Here is an 18,616-nt window from a genome sequence, read left to right as displayed (position 1 = left end):
GCGAGGAGACGTCATGGTGATGAGTCCGCAGGTGATCGACGGGGTCAAGCGGCACGCGCGGGAATATCCGGCCGAGTTTCGGGCGCTGCCACCCGTGCCCGCCGGGCGCTATGTCGATGCGGACTTCGCCAAACTCGAAGCCGCGGCGGTCTTCTCCCGCTCCTGGTTGTTCGTCGCGCACGCCGACCAGCTGCGCCACCCAGGCGACTTCCTCCTGGTCGATCAGCTCGACAAGCCGATCATCCTGATTCGCGGGCGGGACAACCTGATTCGCGCCTTCTACAACACCTGCCGGCATCGGGGGGCGGCGCTCGTCGACGAGCGACAGGGAAACGTCGGCCGCCGGCTCACGTGTCCCTTCCACGCCTGGACGTATTCGCTGGAGGGAAAGCTGGTCAGCTACCCCGAGCCGGCGAACTTCGCCGGCCTGGACCGCGAGTGCCATGGCCTGGGTGCCCTCCGGTGCGAGTCGTGGGGTCCGCTCGTCTTCGTCAACCTCGATGCGAACGCGCAGCCCTTGTCCGCGTTTCTCGGCCCGGTCGCTGAGGACCTCAGCGATTTCGGCGAGCTCGACGGCCGCCTGCACCTGGCCGATCGCACGGTGCGCGACGTGCCGGTGAACTGGAAGCTGCCGGTCGACGCCAATCTCGAGACCTACCACGTCAATTACGTGCACCGGGATTCGGCGGCCCGCGCGCTGCAACAGTCGGCGACCGGCATCCAGCTGTTGGGAAACGGCCATTCCCGGATGCTTGTCTCCTATCGCGACGGCATCGACGGCGCGGCGCTGTCCCCGTTCCCATGCGTGTTCCCCGGCCTGGGCGACCTGCCGTTGCGGGGAACGTTCTCCTACCACGTCTTCCCGAACCTGAGCATCGTGTTCAACGGAACGGGATTCGTCTTCTTGATCACCAACTGGCCGACCGGCCCAGCCACGTCGACCTACTGTGTCCACTGGTGCTCATCGCTGGACCCCGACGCGAACCGGCAGACCCACGACGCCGTCATCGCGGCCCTGTCCCAGGTGCTGTTCGAAGATCTCGACGTCTTGCCCGGCCAGCAGCGGTCGCTCAATGCCGGAACCCTCGAGTCGCTGCGGCTCGGCTACCACGAGCGGCGCATCTATTACCTGCACGAGTCCATCGACCGGGCCATCGGCGCCGAGAGTATCCCCGAATCCCTTTGCATACCAACGCGTCTCGACGCGGATGAGTGACATGCATCCCTTCGTCGCACTGATGCGTGAGTACTGCATCGACTACACCAACTCACACGACCAATCGATCTGCCCGCAGATCATGGAGCCCGACTACGTCGTGCACATCAGCGGCATGGCCCTGCTGCGTTCGACCACCTACGCCAAAGCCGTTCGCCAGATCTTCGACGCGGCCCCCGGCCTGGGCATCGCCGTTCACGGGTTCGTGCTCAACGGCGATCGCCTGTGCATGCACTTCAGCGAACACGCCGCCATGCCGGCTGGGCCGTCGCGGGCGCTCACCTGCTGGCGCGGCATCGGCCTGTACAAGTGGAACGGCACCCGGCTAACCGAAAACTACGTCGAGCAGGACTATTTCGCGATGCAGACACAGATCGCCACCGGTCGTCCTCATCCGCTGATCCCCCCGCACATCGACCCCTGGACGACCACCGAGGCGGTGCCGGGGAATCCCGATGCCGAAGCGACGGTGCGCACCTGGCTGGAAAAGGGAGACCTCGCCGACGCCGGGGTGCACGAGATCGACGACGAGCGCACCGGCGCCGCCTACCGGCCTGTACTCGATCCGCGCAACGTCGTGGTCAACGATCTCTTCTCCGCCGGCGATGACGTTCCGTTCCATGTCACCATCCGCGGCCACTATCGAGGCGGATTGGGCGCCGCCGCCGAACAATTCGTCGGCAAGCCCGCCGTGCTGCACGTCGCCGGAATCGCTCACGTCGCCGACGGCGCCGTCGCGTCCGTCACAGCGGTTACCGCCCGATCCCAGACCTTGGCCGAGCTCGGCGCCGCTGGCTAGGCCGGCGCCAGGAGACCCACCGGACCCGACGCGATGCACAACGCCAGCGCGGCGGTGTTGGCTCGCACGGTGATCGCATCCCCGGCGCCCGGCAGGCGCGCGAACACCCGGTTGAGTCCCGGATGCACCGGCACCTTGACCTCGGGCCCCTGCGTCATCGACAGCGTCATCGACCCGTCGCTGTTGGCCAGGTAGTTCAGTTCGACGGTCCAGTCGGCGGGCAGCAGCGGCCCGTCGAGCACCAGGCGCGCCGGTTTGTCCGGTTGCGCGAAATAGCCGCACTGCGGCATCGGCCCCGGCGCGATGGTGCGAACCCAGGTCACCCGCGCCTTGATCAGATGACCGGTACTGTCCAGCATGCGCAATTGCGTTGTCGCGGGCGCGAATTCGGGCCTATCCCGCAGCAGGGCGAACATGTGGCTGGCCAGGTTCTCCGGTGCGGCCACCCGCTGCAGCACCAGCGGATCGACCTCCTGATCCAGCAACGGTGCGTCCGAGGCCGCGTGGGCGGCCGCCAGCGAAGCCTCGGCGTTGCGCAGATAGGGCTGGGCCGGGTTGTCGCGCCAGCTGGTCAAAAACGTGGCCGTCGAGTAGAGGCTGCTGGCCGCGAACAACACCGCCAAACCCGCGGTCACCGCGGCGCGCTGGGGCGACGCGTCGAGCCGGCGTGGCCCGTTCTGCCGGTTCGGGGCACTAAGCGCGACGGCGGCCAGCAGCGCCAGCACGACGACGAGATCCGGGAAATAGCGCAGCGTCTGCGCGAGTTCCAGCGCGGTCTGCTTCGACGAGCGCATCAGATAGATCGGCACCTGGCAGGCCACGGCGTAGCCGGCGGCGGCCAGCCACACCGGCCCGATGCGCCGTTTGCGCACCAGTGACACCGCCAGCGCGCCCGCCAGCACCAGCCAGCCCAGCGCCATCACCGACGGCGGGGGTGTGGCCCACGGCGAGGCCGGCGCCCACCGGTCCCAGTGCCATGGCCCACCGGCCAGCCCCGGCACGATGCCGTGCGTGATGGATCGCGCCAGCAGCCGCCCCGTCATCGACAGGTCGGAACTCCACCGCTGCTGATTGACCACCGCCAGATAGAGCGCCACCCACGCGGCGGTGAGCGCCAGCGCCGCGACCCACAACCGCAGCCCGGCCCGCCACGCCGTTACCAGCGCCGACCCCAAGCCCCCATCGCCGCGCACGTGGCACAGCAGCGCGGCCACCGCGAACGCGACGAACGGGATCACCGCCGACTTCTCGAAGAACAGCAGCCCGCCGAAGTAGACCAACACCCCGGTCACCGCGTAGCGCCGATTGCCGGTGCGCACCAGCAGGACGGCGTCGCCGCACACCCAGGCCAGCGCCGCCAGCATCGGCAGCGAGTTCAGCGCCGCCGCCCACCACGCGAATCCCGGCACGGCCAGCGGAGTGAACAACGCGAACGTCAACGGGATCAGCAGCACCGGCCGCCAGCCGAGGATGACGTGCAGCGCGCGCAACAACGCCAGCGACGCCAGCAGTTGCAGCACCACCAGGCTGATCGCCGGCCAGGTCCAGTCCAGCGGCGCCAGCCGGATGATGGTGCCCGCGAGCAGAAATGCCCCCGGCATGACGTGCCCGTCGTGATCGTGGAACAGATACGACGGCGCGAGCAGATTGTGCGTGCCGGCCTTGCCGATCAGAATCAGGTCGTCCCAATAGAAGTAGCCGCCGAAGGCTAGCGCCGCGCGGACCGCCAGCTGCACCGCGATGAGCGCGGCGGCCGCCGCCGCTATGTATGGTGGGCCGGTGCGTGCACTGGTTACCGGGGCAGCCGGATTCATCGGCTCGACGCTAGTCGACCGTCTGTTGGCCGACGGCCACACGGTGGTGGGGCTGGACAACTTCGCGTCCGGCCGTGCGAGCAACCTCGAGCACCTGGCCGACAACCCGGCACACGTCTTCGTCGAGGCCGACATCGTGACCGCCGATCTGGAGGCCATCCTCGACGAGCACCGCCCCGAGGTGGTGTTCCACCTGGCGGCCCAGATCGACGTGCGGTACTCGGTGGCGGACCCGCAGTTCGACGCCTCGGTCAACGTCATCGGCACGGTGCGCCTGGCCGAGGCCGCGCGCCGCGCGCAGGTACGCAAGGTCGTGCACACCTCCTCGGGCGGCTCCATCTACGGGATCCCGCCGCAGTACCCGACCAATGAGGACGCCCCCACCGATCCTGCTTCGCCCTATGCCGCCGGGAAGGTGGCCGGCGAGATCTACCTGAACACCTTCCGCCACCTGTACGGCCTGGACTGCTCGCACATCGCGCCGGCCAACGTCTACGGGCCCCGCCAGGACCCGCACGGTGAAGCCGGCGTGGTCGCGATCTTCGCGCAGGCGCTGCTATCGGGTAAGCCCACCAAGGTTTTCGGCGACGGCAGCAACACCCGCGACTACGTTTTCGTCGACGACGTGGTGGACGCCTTCGTCAGGGCGTCCGCGGACGCCGGCGGCGGGCAGCGCTTCAACATCGGCACCGGGGTCGAAACCTCGGACCGGCAATTGCATTCGGCGGTGGCCGCGGCTGTCGGGGGGCCCGATGACCCGGAATTCGCGCCGCCGCGCCTCGGTGACCTCAAGCGTTCCTGCCTCGACATCGGTTCAGCCGCACAGGTTTTGGGTTGGCGACCGAAGGTCGAGCTGGCCGAAGGCGTGCGCCGCACGGTGGATTACTTCCGGCGGTCGCACGCCGGTTAGCCGGCTTCGGGTGCCTGCGCGGAATCCATCGCGATCGCCCGGGCGAGTCGCGCGTAGCGCAACTCCAAGTCCTTGAACCGCATGTATGTGCTGAGCGTGGTGAAGCAGAACGCCATGATCAGCGCGTACAACATCAGGTCGGTGCCGCGGCGCACCCCGAACCACTGCGCCACGACGGTGGTGTCGTCGGGCCGCAGCACCGCGTAGATGCCGGCCAGCACGAACACCACATAGCCGACCTTGACCCAGGCCCGCGACCGCGCGTTGCGGCGCGACCGCAGCAGATAGACCAACAGTGCGACGATCGATCCGATCAGCAGCACCTGGATCCAGTTCATGGTGTCCTCCCTCGCAGGAAACCGTCGAAAATGATGTTGACGCCGTTGAGCAGGGGCTGCCCCTTCGACCTCGAGTAGTCGGTGTAGAGCACCTCGATCGGTTCTTCGGCGACGCGCCAATGGTTTTCGTCGATCAGCATGACGAACTCGTTGGCGTGGCTCATGCCGCTCATCGTGATGTCGAGTGCGTCGGCGACCTTCTTGTTGAACACCCGCAGCCCATTGTTGGTGTCGGTCAGGCCAAGCCGGCGTCCGCGCCGGCTCAACCGCGCGGCGGTCTGCAGCACGATCCGTTTCACCAACGGCGGGCGGGCAACCTGCTGGGTGCCGAACCGGGTCCCGATGACGACGTCGACGTCCCCGGCCCGCAGCCGGTCGACCATCGCGGCCAGGTCTTTGACGCGATGCTGGCCGTCGGCGTCGAACGTGGCGAAAACCTCGGCCCCGGGCTGCTTGCGGGCATACTCGACGCCGGTCTGGATGGCCGCACCCTGCCCGAGGTTGATCGGATGCCGGACCAGGTGGGCGCCCGCCCGCCTGGCGATCTCACCGGTGCCGTCGGCGCTGCCGTCGTCCACGCAGACGACGTGATCGAATACCGAGCGCACATCGGCTATCACCTCGGCGATGACAGCCGCTTCGTTGAAGGCGGGAATGACGACCCAGACGCCCGAATATTGTGTTTCCGTACCCATCTAAGCCCACAAGGTACACGCTGGTGCAGGCCAGATCAGCTCGTTGCGCGTCCGGCGCGCGACAGCGCCACCAGATGGACGCCGATTCCCACCAACGGCCCGCACAGCAACCCGACCACGGTCCTGGTCTGCAGGGACAGCGGCAGCAACAGCAGCAACCCCGACGCGACGGTGGCGCCGACCCAACCCAGCGAGTAGGCGCGGTGCAGCGCGGCGGCCACCGCGGCGGCGCCGGTCAGCGTCAGCATGGCGATCGCCACCGCGGCCGCGGTAAGCCACGCCAGCAGGGCGCTGCTGGCCTGGTACTGCGGCCCGAAGGCGATGCGTAGCAGCCAGGGGCCCACCGCGCCCGCGGCCACCACCCCGATTGCGCCGACCGCCGCGACGATCCCGGCCGGGGCGATCAGCGCACGAACCCGGGCGCTGCGCTCGTCGACAAAGTGCGCAATCAGGTTGCCCTGCATGGCCGTCAGCGGCACCAGCAGTGGCGCGCGGGTCAGCGTGACGGCCAGGATGATCACCCCGCCCTCGGCGCCGAGCTCGGCGCTGGTCAGCTTGAGCAGCACCGGAAATCCCATCACCAGGATGGCGCTGGCCCCGGCCGCGGTGATCGAATGCGCGGCGCCCCGCAGGAAGGTCGCGGTGCCGCCCGGGGTGAGCAGGCGGGCGGTGGCCCGGGTGACGGGCGAGGCCACCAGCAAGATCAGCCAGGCAATCGCCCCGGCGACCGTCGCCCACAGGAAGCCGGTCAGATGCCAGCCGAGCACGACGGCGGCCGCGGCGATCGCGACCCGGATGACCGCGTCGGTCACCATCAGCGCCCCGTATTGGGTCCACTGATTGATGCCGGCCAGCATGCCCAGCAGGGTGGTGTGCACACAGAAGCCGGCCAGCCCCACGCTGAGCAGCGCCACCGACAGCCAGCGCGCTTCGACGAAAACCCGTGCGCTCCACAACGGCGCGGTCCCCGCGATCACGACTGCCGCGGCCACGCCGATCAGCATGGCGACCCGCAGCGGGTGGGTGCGTTTGGCCGGGGCGACATCGAGGTAGGGCATCCCGCGAATCTCGCGGGTCGTTTCTTGGAGCAGGCCGAAAGCGGCGCCGCTGACCAGCCCGAAGGCGCCCCAAAACACCCCGAACACCGAGAAGCCACTCGGCTCCAGGTCGCGGGCCGCCAGATAGATCACCCCGTAGCCGCACAGGGCGGTCACGGCGGTGGCGGTGCCGACGCGGGCCATGCTGCCGCGCGCCACCGGCCCCTGTGAGGCGCTGAGCTCGGTCATCGGGGCAGCGCCTTCAGCGGACCGCGCCGATGTATCGCCACAACTTGAAAATAGTAAGGGCCCGAACCGACCGCCCGGCGCGGCGATCAGGTTCGCTAATGTGAGCGGCTGTCGGAAAGGACCCATGGCCGCCTACCGCATCTTCGGCATCTCGCTGTTGCTCACCGCGGTGGCCCTTGCGCTCGGGTACGCCCACGGCGGCGTCAAAGACCTTTTCCTGCTGCTGGTGTTGGCCGTCCTCGAGGTGTCGCTGTCGTTCGACAACGCCATCATCAACGCCACGATCCTGAAGCGGATGAGCCGATTTTGGCAGCAGATGTTTCTGACCGTCGGGATCCTCATCGCGGTCTTCGGTATGCGCCTGTTGTTCCCGTTGCTCATCGTGTGGGCGAGCGCCGGGATCGCGCCCGTTCGCGCTCTGGAACTCGCGCTGCATCCGCCGCCGCACGGCGCGCTGGAATTTCCCGACGGCTCGCCGAGCTACGAAAAGATGATCCTGTCCGCCCATCCGCAGATCGCGGCATTCGGCGGAATGTTCCTGTTGATGCTGTTCCTGGATTTCCTCTTCCATGACCGAGATACCAAGTGGCTCAAGTGGATTGAGGTCCCCTTCGCCCGCATCGGACGGCTCGGCCAGGTGCCGGTCGTGGTCGCCGGCGCCACGCTGGTGCTCGTCGGCTCGCGGTTGACGCATTCGGCCGACGAGCGTTCCACGGTGCTGACCTTCGGGGTGCTGGGGCTGGTGATGTACCTGGTGGTCAACGGTTTGAGTCGCGCGGTTCGGCCGGCCGGCGCCGAGGACATAACGGCCGGCGAGGCGGTCGGCAGGGCGGGTTTCACCCTGTTCCTCTATCTCGAGGTTCTCGATGCCGCGTTCTCGTTCGACGGCGTCACCGGCGCCTTCGCGATCACGTCGGACCCGATCGTCATCGCGCTGGGCCTCGGATTGATCGGCTCGATGTTCGTGCGGTCCATCACTATCTATCTGGTCAAACAGGAAACGCTGGACCGCTACGTGTACCTGGAACACGGCGCGCACTGGGCGATCGGCGCGCTGGCCGTGATCATGCTGGCATCCATCGACCCGGGTTGGCAGGCCCCCGAGGCGGTCACCGCCTCGGTCGGGGTGATCGTCATCGGAGCGGCGCTGGGCTGGAGCCTGCTGCGCAACCGGCGCAAGGCGCCATCGGGCTAGTGCCCCTCCGTCTTGAAGCGCTCCACCGAGCGCTGAATCTCGGCCTCGGCCTCCGCGCGGCCAACCCAGTCCGCCGCCTTGACGAACTTGCCCGGCTCCAGGTCCTTGTAGTGCACGAAGAAGTGCTTGATCACTTCCAGCTCGAACTCCGGCACGTCGCCGATGTCTTGGATGTGGTCCCAGCGGTGGTCGCCGGCCGGCACGCACAAAACCTTGTCGTCGCCGCCCTTTTCGTCCGTCATCCGGAACATGCCCACCGGACGGGCCTCCACGATCACCCCGGGAAACACCGACTGCGGCAACAGCACCATCGCGTCCAGCGGGTCGCCGTCCTCGCCGAGGGTGTCCTCGATGAAGCCGTAGTCGGTCGGGTAGCCCATCGCGGTGTACAGGTAGCGGTCCAGACGCAACCGTCCGGTCTCGTGATCGACCTCGTATTTGTTGCGCTGGCCCTTGAGGATCTCGATGGTTACGTCGAATTCCACCGCGTCGGCTCCTTGTCTGGGTGTCTGCATCGGGCAGGCCAATTTTGCCCTGCTACACCCTAGTCGAGCCCATCGCCGCCGATTCGGCAGAATGGCTGGGAGACAGTCAGGAGAGTGATGGCCCGTACTCGCTGGCAAAAATCCACCCCAGTGCTCATCGGGTTGGGCGTGCTGGCGTTCGTCGCTGCTGTGGTGGTGGCGGCAACGTTTTTCACCACGACCGGGCACGGCGCGGGCAGCGCGCGCGCCCCGATCCCGCCTCCGCACGCGCCCACGGTCAAGCCCGGCATGGTCCCGGTGAGCGACTCCGCCGAGTTACCCAGTGGGCCCGGCGTGAGCGCTGCGCTGGCGCCCGTGGCGGGCGACCCCAACCTGGGCAGGCTGGGTGGCCGGATCACGGACGCCCTCACCGGAAAAGAGCTGTGGCAGGTCGCCGACGATATGCCGCTGGTGCCGGCGTCGACCAACAAGGTGCTGACGGCGGCCGCCGCCCTGCTGACGTTGGACCGCCAGGCCCGGATCAGCACGCGGGTGGTGGCCGGCAGTCAGAACGCCCAGGGTCCCGTCGTGCTGGTGGGCGCCGGCGATCCGGTGCTGTCCGCGGCGCCGCCCGGGCAGGACACCTGGTACCGGGGCGCGGCCCGCATCAGCGACCTCGTCGAACAGATCCGCCGCAGCGGCGTGACCCCGACCGCGGTTCAGGTGGACACCTCGGCGTTCAGCGGGCCGACGATGGCGCAGGGCTGGGATCCCGCCGACGTCGACAACGGCGATATCGCGCCGATCGAGTCGGTGATGATCGACGCCGGACGCATCCAGCCGACCACGGTCAACTCCCGACGGTCCCGGACGCCGGCGCTGGATGCCGGCCGCGAGCTGGCCAAGGCGCTGAACCTCGATCCCGGCGCGGTGACGGTGACGACGGCGCCGTCTGGAGCGCGGCAACTGGCCGTCGTGCAGTCGGCGCCGTTGGTCCAGCGCCTGTCCGAGATGATGGACCACTCCGACAACGTGATGGCCGAATGCATCGCCCGCGAGGTGGCGGCCGCAATCAACCGGCCGCGCAGCTTCGCCGGCGCGGCCGACGCGGTGACCAACCGGTTGAGCACCGCCCACGTCGACACCGCAGGTGCGGCGTTGTTGGATTCCAGCGGGCTTTCGGTCGACGACCGGCTGACGGCCAAGACGCTCGACGGGGTACTGCAGGCCGCCGCCGGGCCTGACCAGCCGGCGCTGCGGGCGCTGCTGGATCTGCTTCCGATCGCCGCCGGCAGCGGGACGCTGGGCGACCGGTTCATCGACGCCTCGACCAGCCAGGGCCCCGCCGGCTGGTTGCGGGCCAAGACGGGCTCGCTGACCGACATCAACGCGTTGGCCGGGGTGCTCACCGATCGCAGCGGCCGAGTGCTCACCTTCGCGTTCATCTCCAACGAGGCGGGCCCGACCGGCCGCAACGTGATGGACGCGTTGGCGACTCGGCTCTGGTTCTGCGGGTGCTCATGACGCCGGCACCGGAGTTGACGCTGGGCACCGCGGTCGACTGGCAATTCGCGGCCACGGTGGGCCGGCGGTTGGCCCGGCCGGGCCCGCCGTCCAGCGACTACACCCGGCGTCAGGTGACCGACGAACTCGTGGGCGCGGCCGCCAGTGCCGAACCCCTGGTGCGTGACGTCACCGGCCTGGTCGCCGATGGCGCCGTGCCCGCCGCCCGCATCGTCGACCGCCCGGAGTGGATCGCCGCGGCGGCCGAGTCGATGCGGGTGATGATGAACGGCGCCGAGAAGCCGCGCGGGTTTCTCACGGGCCGGCTCACCGGCGCGCAGACCGGCGCCGTCCTGGCCTACGTCTCGTCGGGCATTCTCGGCCAGTACGACCCGTTCGCCAGCGGCCAAGAGGCCACCAAAGAGGGGAGCCTGCTGCTGGTGTACCCGAACGTCATCGCCGTCGAGCGGCAGCTTCGAATCGAGCCGTCGGATTTCCGGCTGTGGGTGTGCCTGCACGAGGTCACCCATCGGGTGCAGTTCACCGCCAACCCGTGGCTGCCCGACTACATGTCGCAGGCGCTCGGCGTGCTGACCCGCGACGCCGGTGACGACCTGGGGCAGGTGATGAGCCGGCTCGCCGACTACGCCCGCAATCGCGGGGAGTCCGAAGCCGACGCCAACTCGCAGGGCATTCTCGGTCTGGTGCGGGCGGTGCAGTCCGAGCCCCAGCGCCACGCCCTGGATCAGCTGCTGGTGCTGGGCACGCTGTTGGAGGGCCACGCCGACCACGTCATGGATGCCGTCGGCCCGATGGCGGTGCCGTCGGTGGCCACCATCCGCCGCCGCTTCGACGAGCGTCGCCACCGCAAGCAACCGCCCCTGCAGCGCCTGCTGCGGGCATTGCTGGGCCTCGACGCCAAGCTCAGCCAATACACCCGCGGCAAAGCGTTCGTCGACCACGTCGTGGGTCAGGTGGGAATGGCGCGATTCAACGCCATCTGGACGGGTCCCGAGACGTTGCCGCTGCCCGTCGAGATCGAAGAACCCCAGCAATGGATCGACCGGGTGCTGTAGGCGCGCTGCGCGCGGCGGTCGAGGCGTTCATCAAGGCGCACCTGGCCACCGTCGACCAATGGTGCGTGGCGCTTTCCGGTGGCCCGGACTCGTTGGCGCTCACCGCGGTGGCCGCCCGGCTGCGACCCACCACCGCCGTGGTAGTGGACCACGGCCTGCAACCCGGCTCGGCCGCCGTCGCCGAAACCGCCCGTGCACACGCTGTCTCCCTGGGATGTGTTGGGGCACAAGTGATTCGGGTGCAGGTGGGCACCCAAGGCGGTCCCGAAGCGGCGGCGCGTGCTGCCCGCTACGCGGCCCTGGCCGCCTACCAGGACGGTCCGGTGCTGCTGGGCCACACGCTCGACGACCAGGCCGAGACGGTGCTGCTGGGGCTGGGCCGGGGATCGGGAGTGCGCTCGATCTCCGGGATGCGCCCCTACGATCCGCCCTGGTGCCGGCCGTTGTTGCAGGTCCGACGGGCCGTGACGCACGACGCATGCCGGGAGCTGGGCCTGACCGCGTGGCAGGATCCGCACAACAGCGACCGCCGCTTCACCCGGGCCCGGCTGCGTACCGAGGTGTTGCCGCTGCTCGAAGACGTGCTCGGCGGGGGTGTCGCCGAGTCGCTGGCCCGCACCGCGACCGCGTTGCGGGAGGACGGCGAATTGATCGACACGCTGGCCGCCCGCGCGCTGCCCGGGGCCAAGGCGGGCTCGGGGCTGCGGGTCGCGGCGCTGGCGACTCTGGACGCCCCCGTCCGGCGCCGCGTGATCCGGGCCTGGCTGCTGGCCGGTGGCGCAACGGGACTGACCGACAAGCAGATTCGGGGGGTCGACGCCCTCGTCACCGCCTGGCGCGGCCAGGGCGGGGTGGCGGTGGGCTCGTCCCTGCCCGATGAGCGGTTGTTCGCGGGCCGTCGCGACGGCGTCTTGACGCTGTGGCGCGAGCCGGTCGGCAAACCGGTCCACTGACCGCAATATCGGGGCCGCCGTTGGTTATCCGCCCGCCGGCGTGGCACTCTGTGGTCGTGGCCCAGATCTCCTCGGCGATCACCCCCGCTCAGCCCGCGGAGCTCTACCCCGGGGATATCAAGTCTGTCCTGCTGACGGCGGAGCAAATTCAGGCGCGAATCGCCGAACTCGGCCACGAGATCGGGCAGAACTACCGCGACGCCGCCAGCGAGACGGGTCAGGACCTGCTGTTGATCACCGTGCTCAAGGGCGCTGTGATCTTTGTCACCGATCTGGCCCGCGCGATCCCGGTGCCGACCCAGTTCGAATTCATGGCCGTCAGTTCCTATGGGACTTCGACGTCCTCGTCGGGTGTGGTGCGAATTCTCAAGGACCTGGACCGCGATATTCAGGGCCGCGATGTGCTGATCGTCGAGGATGTCGTCGACTCGGGTCTGACCCTGTCCTGGCTGCTGCGCAATCTCACCACGCGGCATCCGCGGTCGCTGCGGGTGTGCACGCTGCTGCGCAAGCCCGACGCCAAGGGCGCCCAGGTCGACATCGCCTATGTGGGCTTCGACATCCCCAATGACTTCGTCGTGGGTTACGGCCTCGATTACGACGAGCGCTACCGCGACCTGTCCTATATCGGCACCCTGGACCCCAGGGTCTACCAGCAATAGCTTGCTGGGCTCAGTCCAGTTGCCACACCGCGGTGACCGAGAAGTTGACGGTCTGCTGGCCGGGTTCCAGCGGGACCATGGACGGCATGGCCCTCGGTGCGCCGACCGGCGGTGGGTTGCCGGTGGCCTCCGAGATGGACAGCACCCGCCCCAGCCGAAGCCCGGACAGCTGGGCGTATTGCTCGGCGCGGCTCTTGGCATCGTTGAACGCCCGCGCGCGGGCGTCCTTGACCAGCTGTGAATCGTCGGCGATGGAATAGCGGACCGATCTGATTCGGGTGGCGTCACCGCCCGTCCCGACGATGAGGGCCAGCAGCCGCGACGCCGCATCGGGCGGGTGGATCTTGACGGTGACGGCGTTGGTGGCCCGGTATCCGGTGATGTCGGGCGTGCCGCTGGGTCCGGGATTGTTGTATTGCGGCGCCAGGGTGACCTCGGTGGTGCTGATGTCCTTGTGGTCGACGCCCGCGGCGAGCAGCGCGTTGATGACCGCCTGTTGGCGGTCGTTGGTCTGGTTCATCGCGGTGGTGACGTCGGGGGCGGTGAATTCGATGCCGACGTCGGCGGTCAGGGTGTCCGGGACGCCTTGAACTTGCCCGGTCCCCAAAACCGTTACCTGCCGGGGGTTTGCCCCGGGCTGTGACGGGCTGTGCTCGTCGCACGCCGACGCCGCGGCGACGGTCAGGCAGGCCGCCGCTACCGCGATCGAGCGGCGGACAAAACTCGAGGCGTTCGTTGCGACCGGCATGCCTGGCACCCTAGCCGCTGGCCCGCCGGTCGGGCGGGACGCAGCGTCGCAGCCCACTTCGTCACCACCCGACACGGTTTCAAACCCACGGTCATCGCCCAACCCCGGCGGGAGGGTGATTCGAGCAGGGTGCCGGCCGTCTTCAGGGCCCGTCAAAAGGGTGGATCGTCGGGCAATGGCTGCAGGGCGGGTTCGTCGGGCACCCAATCCGGCGGCAATTCCTCCGGTTCTCTGGGATCGTTCACCCAGGTGCAGTACGGGCTGGTGCTCGGCGTTCCCTTGAACAGGAAAAGCATGTCGCGCATGTGGTTTCGGAACTTGCGCGCAGCGATTTCGTCTTTGCGGTCCTGTTCCAGCTGACGCCGGGCGGCGTTGATCGGCCGCTGCTCACGATTGTGTTTGCGCGCCTGTGCGATTCGCCCGCTTCGTTGTCGGGAGCGGCTTCGTCGTTTTCGCGCCGGCGCCGCACATGCCGGACCGCGCGGCTGGGGAAACAGATCGGCACCCGCGGGGGAAGTCCGATACCTGTTCCCGTCGGCGAAGTCCAGATCACGGTGCCGTCGACCAATTGCTCGTCGCGCCATCCACCGAAGGTCTTCAGCCGATGGTGTTGGCGGCACAGGCATTTGAGGTTCTCCGCTACGGTCCGTCCGCCCGCCGCCGGATAGTGGTGGTTGAACGGAACGGTGTGGTCGAGATCGCACACCATCGCCGGCCGACTGCAGCCGGGGAAGCGGCAGGTGAGATCGCGGCACCGGACGGCCCGCTCCAGCGCCGCCGACGGTTGGTAACGCAGCGCCTCGACCGGACTGGTCACCGGGTTGGCGACGAGCAGCGATGCGGCGGCGGCCAACTGACGCACCTGTTCGGCGTCGATGACGCCATAGCCCTCCAGGTAACCGGGCCCGGCGCCATCGGCGTAGACGGTCTGCTCGCTGGCCATCACGTTGATGATCACCTGCGCACCGGTTCGGTTCGATCACGCTTATCGTCGTCCACCCGCATCGGGCACTCGGATTGCCCACAGGCGCAGGCCAACCCGCGGTTTTCGGCCAGCGCGGCCAACGCGTCGGCGCGGCGCTGGTCCATGGTGCGCGGGTCGGCGGGGCACACCTGCGTGGCAAGTTGGGAGAGTCGGCGGTCGAAGGCCACCGCGGCCGTCGCGGCGACGGAGCCATTGATCTCGGCCATCCCGTTGTCTGTGGCGGTGATCGCGATGTGGCGCTCGGTTTCGGCTTCGAGGCGGCGCTCGCGGGCGGCGTCGGGATCGGTGGACCGTACGGCGGCGTCGACCGCGTTGACGATGCGCTGCCTCGACCAACCGTGTCAGTTGCCGATGCGCGCGGCGAGCGACTGGTCGATCTTGGCGATCAGTTCCTCGTTGGTGATCAGGTCGGTGCGGGTGATGATCAGGCGCACGGTGCGCCAGTCGGTTCTCCCGTCGGCCAGCAGGGCCGCGATCTTGGGCACCCGGGTGTCCAGCGCTTCGGCGTGGGACACCAAAAAACTGGCACCCATGGGTGAGAGGTTCATCGCCGCGGCGACCTCGGCGGCGGTCTGCTCGAAGCCGTCGATTTCCGCGTACTCCTGTTCGGCGTGCTCAGCAGTGGCCACGCGATGCCGAAGCAAGGCCGCCACCGCCGCCAGGCGGCGCGCCACGAGCATCGATTCCTCCCGATGGGTGGACTCGATCACCGCGACCAGCGCGGTGGGATCCGAACGGTACTTCGAACATACGTGCGATTGTAGGCGCACCCTCTGACAGCTTTCAGGGCGTGACGAGAACCTTGCAGTGCCGCTCGGGGTCGGCCAGGTCGTCGAAGGCCGCGCAGACCGCGTCCAGCCCCACCTCGCCGGTGATCAGCGGGCTGCCATCGATGCCGCCTTCGGCCAGCGCGCGCAGCGAGTCGCCGAACTCGTCGGGGGTGTAGGCGAGCACGAACTGCACGTTGATCTCTTTGGCGATCGCGAAGAAGGGATGCACGGTGTCGGGTTGCATGCACACCCCGGCGACCACCAGGCGGGTACCCGGCCGCGCGCGGAGCAGCACGTCGTCGATGATGCCCGGCACCCCGACGGCCTCGAACACCACCGCGGGCTTGACGCTGTCGAAGGGCGAACCCTGTGCCGGATCCAGCGTCTGGTGAGCGCCCATCGCGACGGCCAGCTGGCGTCGTTTCGGTGAAAAGTCCGATGCCACAATGGTTTCGATGCCCTTGGACCGCAGGGCGGCGACGATGGCGATCCCGATCGGGCCGCAGCCCAACACCAGGGCACTCTCGCCGGGTGCGATGCTGGACTTATTGACGGCGTGCAGCCCCACCGCCATGGGCTCGGTCAGGGCCGCGTGTTTGAAGTCCAGGCCGTTGGGGATGGGCAGCAGCAGCGGCGCCGACAACAGCATCCGTTCGGAGTAGCCGCCGATTGTCTTGTTGCTGTACACAATTGGCTCAACGCCCTTGGCAGACAACAGCACCGGCAGTGACGTGACCAGGGTACCCGGTGGATGGGTCTCGGTGTCGGGGCCGGCTTCGAGTATCTCGGCGCTGAATTCGTGGCCCATGAAGATGTCGTGGTCGAGGTCGACGTGCATGCCCCCTCCGCCGCCGGCCGCCCGATCGGTCATTTCCAGCACTTGGGCGCCGTGGGCGGCGAAATGTAGGTCGGAGCCGCAGATTCCGCATGCGCGCACGCCGACGAGTACCTGCCCGGCTTCGGGTATCGGGTCGGGCACGTCGTCGCGGTAGACCATACGACCGTCGCGCAACACCGAGGCGCGCATCAGTGCACCGCGTCTTTCTGTTCGTCCACGTGCTCGGTGATGGCTTTGACCACGGCTTCACCCGCCCGGCCGATCAACTGGTCACGCTTGCCTTTGGCCCAGTCGTGGGATGCGCGGGACGCCTCGAGTTGTCGTTTGAAGTGAGGAATCACCTTGCGTGCCATCAGGTCATAGCAGTGGTGCGTCGCCTCCGGGGAGGCCCAGTCATGGCCGAGCATCAGCAGGGTTCCGAAGCCGCCGGAGCGGTCGAGTAAGTCTTCGATGTGGGCGATGGCGTCCTCGGGCGTGCCGATGCAGCAATTGCCCTTGGCCGCATAGTCCGCGACGAACTCGTGCGGCGTCTGCGAGCCTTCGACGCTGTTGGCCAGCGGGACGAACCCGGCGGCGCCGAAGTAATTCGCGAAATCCTGTAGCCCGTAGGTGCAATCGTCGATGGCCTGCTCACGGCTGTCGGCGACGTGCATGATGCTCAGGACGCGCCAGTCGCCGCGATCCGGCTCGTCCCGACCGGCCTTTTCGGCCTGTTCGCGGACCACGTCCCAGGTGGTTTCCAGTGCCGCGTAGCCGCCGGGCACCGACATCGACAGTGACAGCAGCGAGGTGCCCAGCGCGCCGGCCAACCGCGGTCCCGACGGTGAAATCATTGCCGCCGTGGAGATTTCGGGATAGGGCCAGGTATAGGGCCGGATGTGCAACTGCGCGTCGCGCAGCGTGAACCAATCGGAGTGACGGTCGATTCGTTCGGTGGGCGCGGCGCGGAACAGCGCCAGGATGGCCTCGAGGGATTCCTGCATCATCCGTCGCTGCTCGACGGGGTCGATGCCCATCATGAAGGCATCGGAGGGCAACGCGCCGGGCCCGGTGCCGAACATGACCCGTCCGCGGGTCAGGTGATCCAGCAGCACCCAGCGGTCGGCCACCATCAGCGGATGGTGATAGGGCAGCGACACCACTCCCGTACCCAGCCGGATGTGTTTGGTCCTCTCGGCCGCCGCGGCGATGAACACCTCCGGGCAGGCGATCAGCTCGTAGCCGCCGGAGTGGTGTTCTCCGAACCACGCTTCGTCGAACCCGAGCCGATCCAGCGCGACGACGCGTTCCATGTCGTATTCCAGTGCAACCGTTGGGGATTGGCCAACAGGGTGAAACGGGGTGATAAAGACACCGAACCGCAGGGGCGCGCTCATCAAAGCTCCAATCCGTTGAGGAATTTCAGTAAGGCCGCATTCACCTCGTCGGGGCGCTCCTGCTGCAGCCAATGCCCGGCGCCGTCGATCATCACTTGTTGGTACGGACCGGAAATCGCCTCGGCAGCGCGGTCGGCGCGGGTGAACGACAAGACGGGATCAGCCGTCCCGCCGATGAACAAACACGGCACCGAGATCTTCACGCCGTCGAGCTCGGGGGTGGTCTCCCAGTTGCGGTCGAAATTGCGATACCAGTTCAGGCCGCCGGTGAAGCCGGTCCGCGAGAACTCGGCGACGTAGTGGTCGAGCTCATCCTGGCTTATCCACTCCGGCAGCCCGTCGGGCTCGGGCAGGCGTTCGACGAATCCCTCCGGACCCGGCGCCACCATCCGCAGCCCCGCGGCCTTGTCGCCCGATGTCCGTAGGCCGCCCATCATCCGTCGCATCACCCGCGCGGGATCGGCATTCAGTTCGGCGTCGGCGACGCCGGGCTCTTGAAAGTACAGGATGTAGAAGAAGTTCTCGCCGAACGTTTTCCCCCACGCCTGGGTGGGCGCCAGGCGCGGACGGGGCGTCACGGGCACGCTGAGCGCGGCGACCGCCGCGACCCGGTCTGGGTGTAGCAGCGGGGCATTCCACACCACGGCCGCGCCCCAGTCGTGCCCGATCCACACCGCGCGCTCGGCACCGACGTCGTCGAGCAGGCCGACCAGGTCGCCCGTCAACTGGTGAATGTCGTACGCCTCGACGGCATCCGGACGATCCGAACCGCCGTAGCCGCGCTGATCGGGCGCCAGCACGTGATAGCCGGCCTGGGCGAGGACGTCTATCTGGTGGCGCCAGGAATAGGCCAGTTCGGGAAAGCCGTGGGCCAAGATCACCACAGGTGCGCCGCGGTCGCCCGCTTCGGTCACCCGCAGCCGCACACCGTTGGTATCTACTAACCGTTGGGTTGGGGGCACCGTCTCACCAAAGCACAACGGTTGCG

General features: G+C 68.3%; 17 protein-coding genes and 1 pseudogene. 8 read left to right on the top strand and 10 right to left on the bottom strand.

All coding sequences use genetic code 11. From position 1 onward, the window contains the following. The first annotated feature begins 13 nt into the window (after positions 1–13). Together A5775_RS09030 and A5775_RS09025 are read left to right on the top strand one after the other, a co-directional pair. Positions 14–1,216 (top strand): aromatic ring-hydroxylating dioxygenase subunit alpha, encoded by a 1,203-nt coding sequence (locus A5775_RS09030; RefSeq protein WP_067250933.1) that lies wholly within the window; start codon positions 14–16, stop codon positions 1,214–1,216. Position 1,217: 1 nt separating this feature from the next. Beyond that, positions 1,218–2,015 (top strand): hypothetical protein, encoded by a 798-nt coding sequence (locus A5775_RS09025; RefSeq protein ID WP_067250930.1) that lies wholly within the window; start codon positions 1,218–1,220, stop codon positions 2,013–2,015. Here A5775_RS09025 and A5775_RS09020 read toward each other — a convergent pair. Further along, on the bottom strand, positions 2,012–3,829 hold the full coding sequence (locus A5775_RS09020; protein WP_231995134.1) for a hypothetical protein: 1,818 nt from the start codon (positions 3,827–3,829) through the stop codon (positions 2,012–2,014). The genes A5775_RS09025 and A5775_RS09020 overlap by 4 nt on opposite strands. On the opposite strand from A5775_RS09020, the gene A5775_RS09015 reads away from it, so the two are divergent. Beyond that, positions 3,795–4,739: an NAD-dependent epimerase/dehydratase family protein gene (locus A5775_RS09015; RefSeq protein ID WP_067251378.1), complete on the top strand. Its 945-nt coding sequence runs from the start codon at positions 3,795–3,797 to the stop codon at positions 4,737–4,739. The genes A5775_RS09020 and A5775_RS09015 overlap by 35 nt on opposite strands. On the opposite strand, the gene A5775_RS09010 is transcribed toward A5775_RS09015, so the two are convergent. From A5775_RS09010 to A5775_RS09000, 3 genes are read right to left on the bottom strand one after another with little or no spacing between them, the layout of a single operon-like run. After that, positions 4,736–5,077: a DUF2304 domain-containing protein gene (locus tag A5775_RS09010; RefSeq protein ID WP_064940286.1), complete on the bottom strand. Its 342-nt coding sequence runs from the start codon at positions 5,075–5,077 to the stop codon at positions 4,736–4,738. The genes A5775_RS09015 and A5775_RS09010 overlap by 4 nt on opposite strands. After that, positions 5,074–5,772: a glycosyltransferase family 2 protein gene (locus tag A5775_RS09005; protein ID WP_067250926.1), complete on the bottom strand. Its 699-nt coding sequence runs from the start codon at positions 5,770–5,772 to the stop codon at positions 5,074–5,076. Before A5775_RS09005 ends, A5775_RS09010 begins: the two co-directional genes overlap by 4 nt. A 35-nt stretch (positions 5,773–5,807) precedes the next feature. After that, entirely contained in the window at positions 5,808–7,058 is a 1,251-nt protein-coding gene (locus A5775_RS09000; protein WP_067250924.1) for a hypothetical protein, read from the bottom strand. A gap of 124 nt (positions 7,059–7,182) precedes the next feature. Between A5775_RS09000 and A5775_RS08995 the strand changes: the two genes are divergently transcribed. Continuing rightward, positions 7,183–8,253, top strand: a complete 1,071-nt coding sequence (locus tag A5775_RS08995) for a DUF475 domain-containing protein (RefSeq protein WP_067250921.1) — start codon at positions 7,183–7,185, stop codon at positions 8,251–8,253. Here A5775_RS08995 and A5775_RS08990 read toward each other — a convergent pair. Beyond that, positions 8,250–8,738 carry an inorganic diphosphatase gene (locus tag A5775_RS08990; RefSeq protein WP_067250917.1) on the bottom strand — a complete coding sequence of 163 codons (489 nt, stop codon included), beginning with the start codon at positions 8,736–8,738 and terminating at the stop codon, positions 8,250–8,252. The genes A5775_RS08995 and A5775_RS08990 overlap by 4 nt on opposite strands. Positions 8,739–8,855: 117 nt before the next feature. On the opposite strand from A5775_RS08990, the gene dacB reads away from it, so the two are divergent. The 4 genes from dacB to hpt are packed head-to-tail and all read left to right on the top strand — an operon-like array spanning position 8,856 to position 12,911. Further along, the gene (gene dacB / locus A5775_RS08985; protein ID WP_067250914.1) at positions 8,856–10,241 is read left to right on the top strand and encodes a D-alanyl-D-alanine carboxypeptidase/D-alanyl-D-alanine-endopeptidase; all 1,386 of its coding nucleotides are present in this window, start codon (positions 8,856–8,858) and stop codon (positions 10,239–10,241) included. Beyond that, positions 10,238–11,296 (top strand): zinc-dependent metalloprotease, encoded by a 1,059-nt coding sequence (locus A5775_RS08980; RefSeq protein WP_067250910.1) that lies wholly within the window; start codon positions 10,238–10,240, stop codon positions 11,294–11,296. The genes dacB and A5775_RS08980 overlap by 4 nt, the downstream gene beginning before the upstream one ends. Next, positions 11,275–12,249, top strand: a complete 975-nt coding sequence (tilS, locus tag A5775_RS08975) for a tRNA lysidine(34) synthetase TilS (protein WP_067250908.1) — start codon at positions 11,275–11,277, stop codon at positions 12,247–12,249. Before A5775_RS08980 ends, tilS begins: the two co-directional genes overlap by 22 nt. A gap of 50 nt (positions 12,250–12,299) precedes the next feature. Continuing rightward, positions 12,300–12,911 (top strand): hypoxanthine phosphoribosyltransferase, encoded by a 612-nt coding sequence (gene hpt, locus A5775_RS08970; RefSeq protein ID WP_067250905.1) that lies wholly within the window; start codon positions 12,300–12,302, stop codon positions 12,909–12,911. 10 nt (positions 12,912–12,921) lie between these two features. Here the strand turns inward: hpt and A5775_RS08965 are convergent, their stop codons facing one another. From A5775_RS08965 to A5775_RS08945, 5 genes and pseudogenes are all read right to left on the bottom strand, one after another. After that, on the bottom strand, positions 12,922–13,659 hold the full coding sequence (locus A5775_RS08965; RefSeq protein ID WP_067250901.1) for an SIMPL domain-containing protein: 738 nt from the start codon (positions 13,657–13,659) through the stop codon (positions 12,922–12,924). Between the two features lie 152 nt (positions 13,660–13,811). Then, positions 13,812–15,394, bottom strand: a pseudogene (locus A5775_RS08960) (DUF222 domain-containing protein). A 33-nt stretch (positions 15,395–15,427) separates the two neighbouring features. Then, positions 15,428–16,441 carry a zinc-binding dehydrogenase gene (locus A5775_RS08955; protein WP_067250898.1) on the bottom strand — a complete coding sequence of 338 codons (1,014 nt, stop codon included), beginning with the start codon at positions 16,439–16,441 and terminating at the stop codon, positions 15,428–15,430. Next, complete coding sequence (locus A5775_RS08950; protein WP_067250895.1) at positions 16,441–17,628, bottom strand: LLM class flavin-dependent oxidoreductase; 1,188 nt, start codon at positions 17,626–17,628, stop codon at positions 16,441–16,443. The genes A5775_RS08955 and A5775_RS08950 overlap by 1 nt, the downstream gene beginning before the upstream one ends. Beyond that, complete coding sequence (locus A5775_RS08945; protein ID WP_197512445.1) at positions 17,628–18,590, bottom strand: alpha/beta fold hydrolase; 963 nt, start codon at positions 18,588–18,590, stop codon at positions 17,628–17,630. The genes A5775_RS08950 and A5775_RS08945 overlap by 1 nt, the downstream gene beginning before the upstream one ends. Between the last annotated feature and the right edge of the window lie 26 nt (positions 18,591–18,616).

The organism is Mycobacterium sp. 852002-10029_SCH5224772 (assembly GCF_001667315.1).
Lineage (GTDB): Bacteria > Actinomycetota > Actinomycetes > Mycobacteriales > Mycobacteriaceae > Mycobacterium.
This window is presented reverse-complemented; position numbering and strand designations above follow the sequence as displayed.

What these genes read in the sequence shown, in the direction of transcription:
- A5775_RS09030 (WP_067250933.1), top strand. Translation starts at nt 14, where the DNA reads ATGGTGATGAGTCCGCAGGTGATCGACGGGGTCAAGCGGCACGCGCGG.
- A5775_RS09025 (WP_067250930.1), top strand. Translation starts at nt 1,218, where the DNA reads ATGCATCCCTTCGTCGCACTGATGCGTGAGTACTGCATCGACTACACC.
- A5775_RS09020 (WP_231995134.1), bottom strand. Translation starts at nt 3,829, where the DNA reads ATGAATCCGGCTGCCCCGGTAACCAGTGCACGCACCGGCCCACCATAC.
- A5775_RS09010 (WP_064940286.1), bottom strand. Translation starts at nt 5,077, where the DNA reads ATGAACTGGATCCAGGTGCTGCTGATCGGATCGATCGTCGCACTGTTG.
- A5775_RS09005 (WP_067250926.1), bottom strand. Translation starts at nt 5,772, where the DNA reads ATGGGTACGGAAACACAATATTCGGGCGTCTGGGTCGTCATTCCCGCC.
- A5775_RS09000 (WP_067250924.1), bottom strand. Translation starts at nt 7,058, where the DNA reads ATGACCGAGCTCAGCGCCTCACAGGGGCCGGTGGCGCGCGGCAGCATG.
- A5775_RS08995 (WP_067250921.1), top strand. Translation starts at nt 7,183, where the DNA reads ATGGCCGCCTACCGCATCTTCGGCATCTCGCTGTTGCTCACCGCGGTG.
- dacB (WP_067250914.1), top strand. Translation starts at nt 8,856, where the DNA reads ATGGCCCGTACTCGCTGGCAAAAATCCACCCCAGTGCTCATCGGGTTG.
- A5775_RS08980 (WP_067250910.1), top strand. Translation starts at nt 10,238, where the DNA reads ATGACGCCGGCACCGGAGTTGACGCTGGGCACCGCGGTCGACTGGCAA.
- tilS (WP_067250908.1), top strand. Translation starts at nt 11,275, where the DNA reads ATGGATCGACCGGGTGCTGTAGGCGCGCTGCGCGCGGCGGTCGAGGCG.
- A5775_RS08965 (WP_067250901.1), bottom strand. Translation starts at nt 13,659, where the DNA reads ATGCCGGTCGCAACGAACGCCTCGAGTTTTGTCCGCCGCTCGATCGCG.
- A5775_RS08955 (WP_067250898.1), bottom strand. Translation starts at nt 16,441, where the DNA reads ATGCGCGCCTCGGTGTTGCGCGACGGTCGTATGGTCTACCGCGACGAC.
- A5775_RS08950 (WP_067250895.1), bottom strand. Translation starts at nt 17,628, where the DNA reads ATGAGCGCGCCCCTGCGGTTCGGTGTCTTTATCACCCCGTTTCACCCT.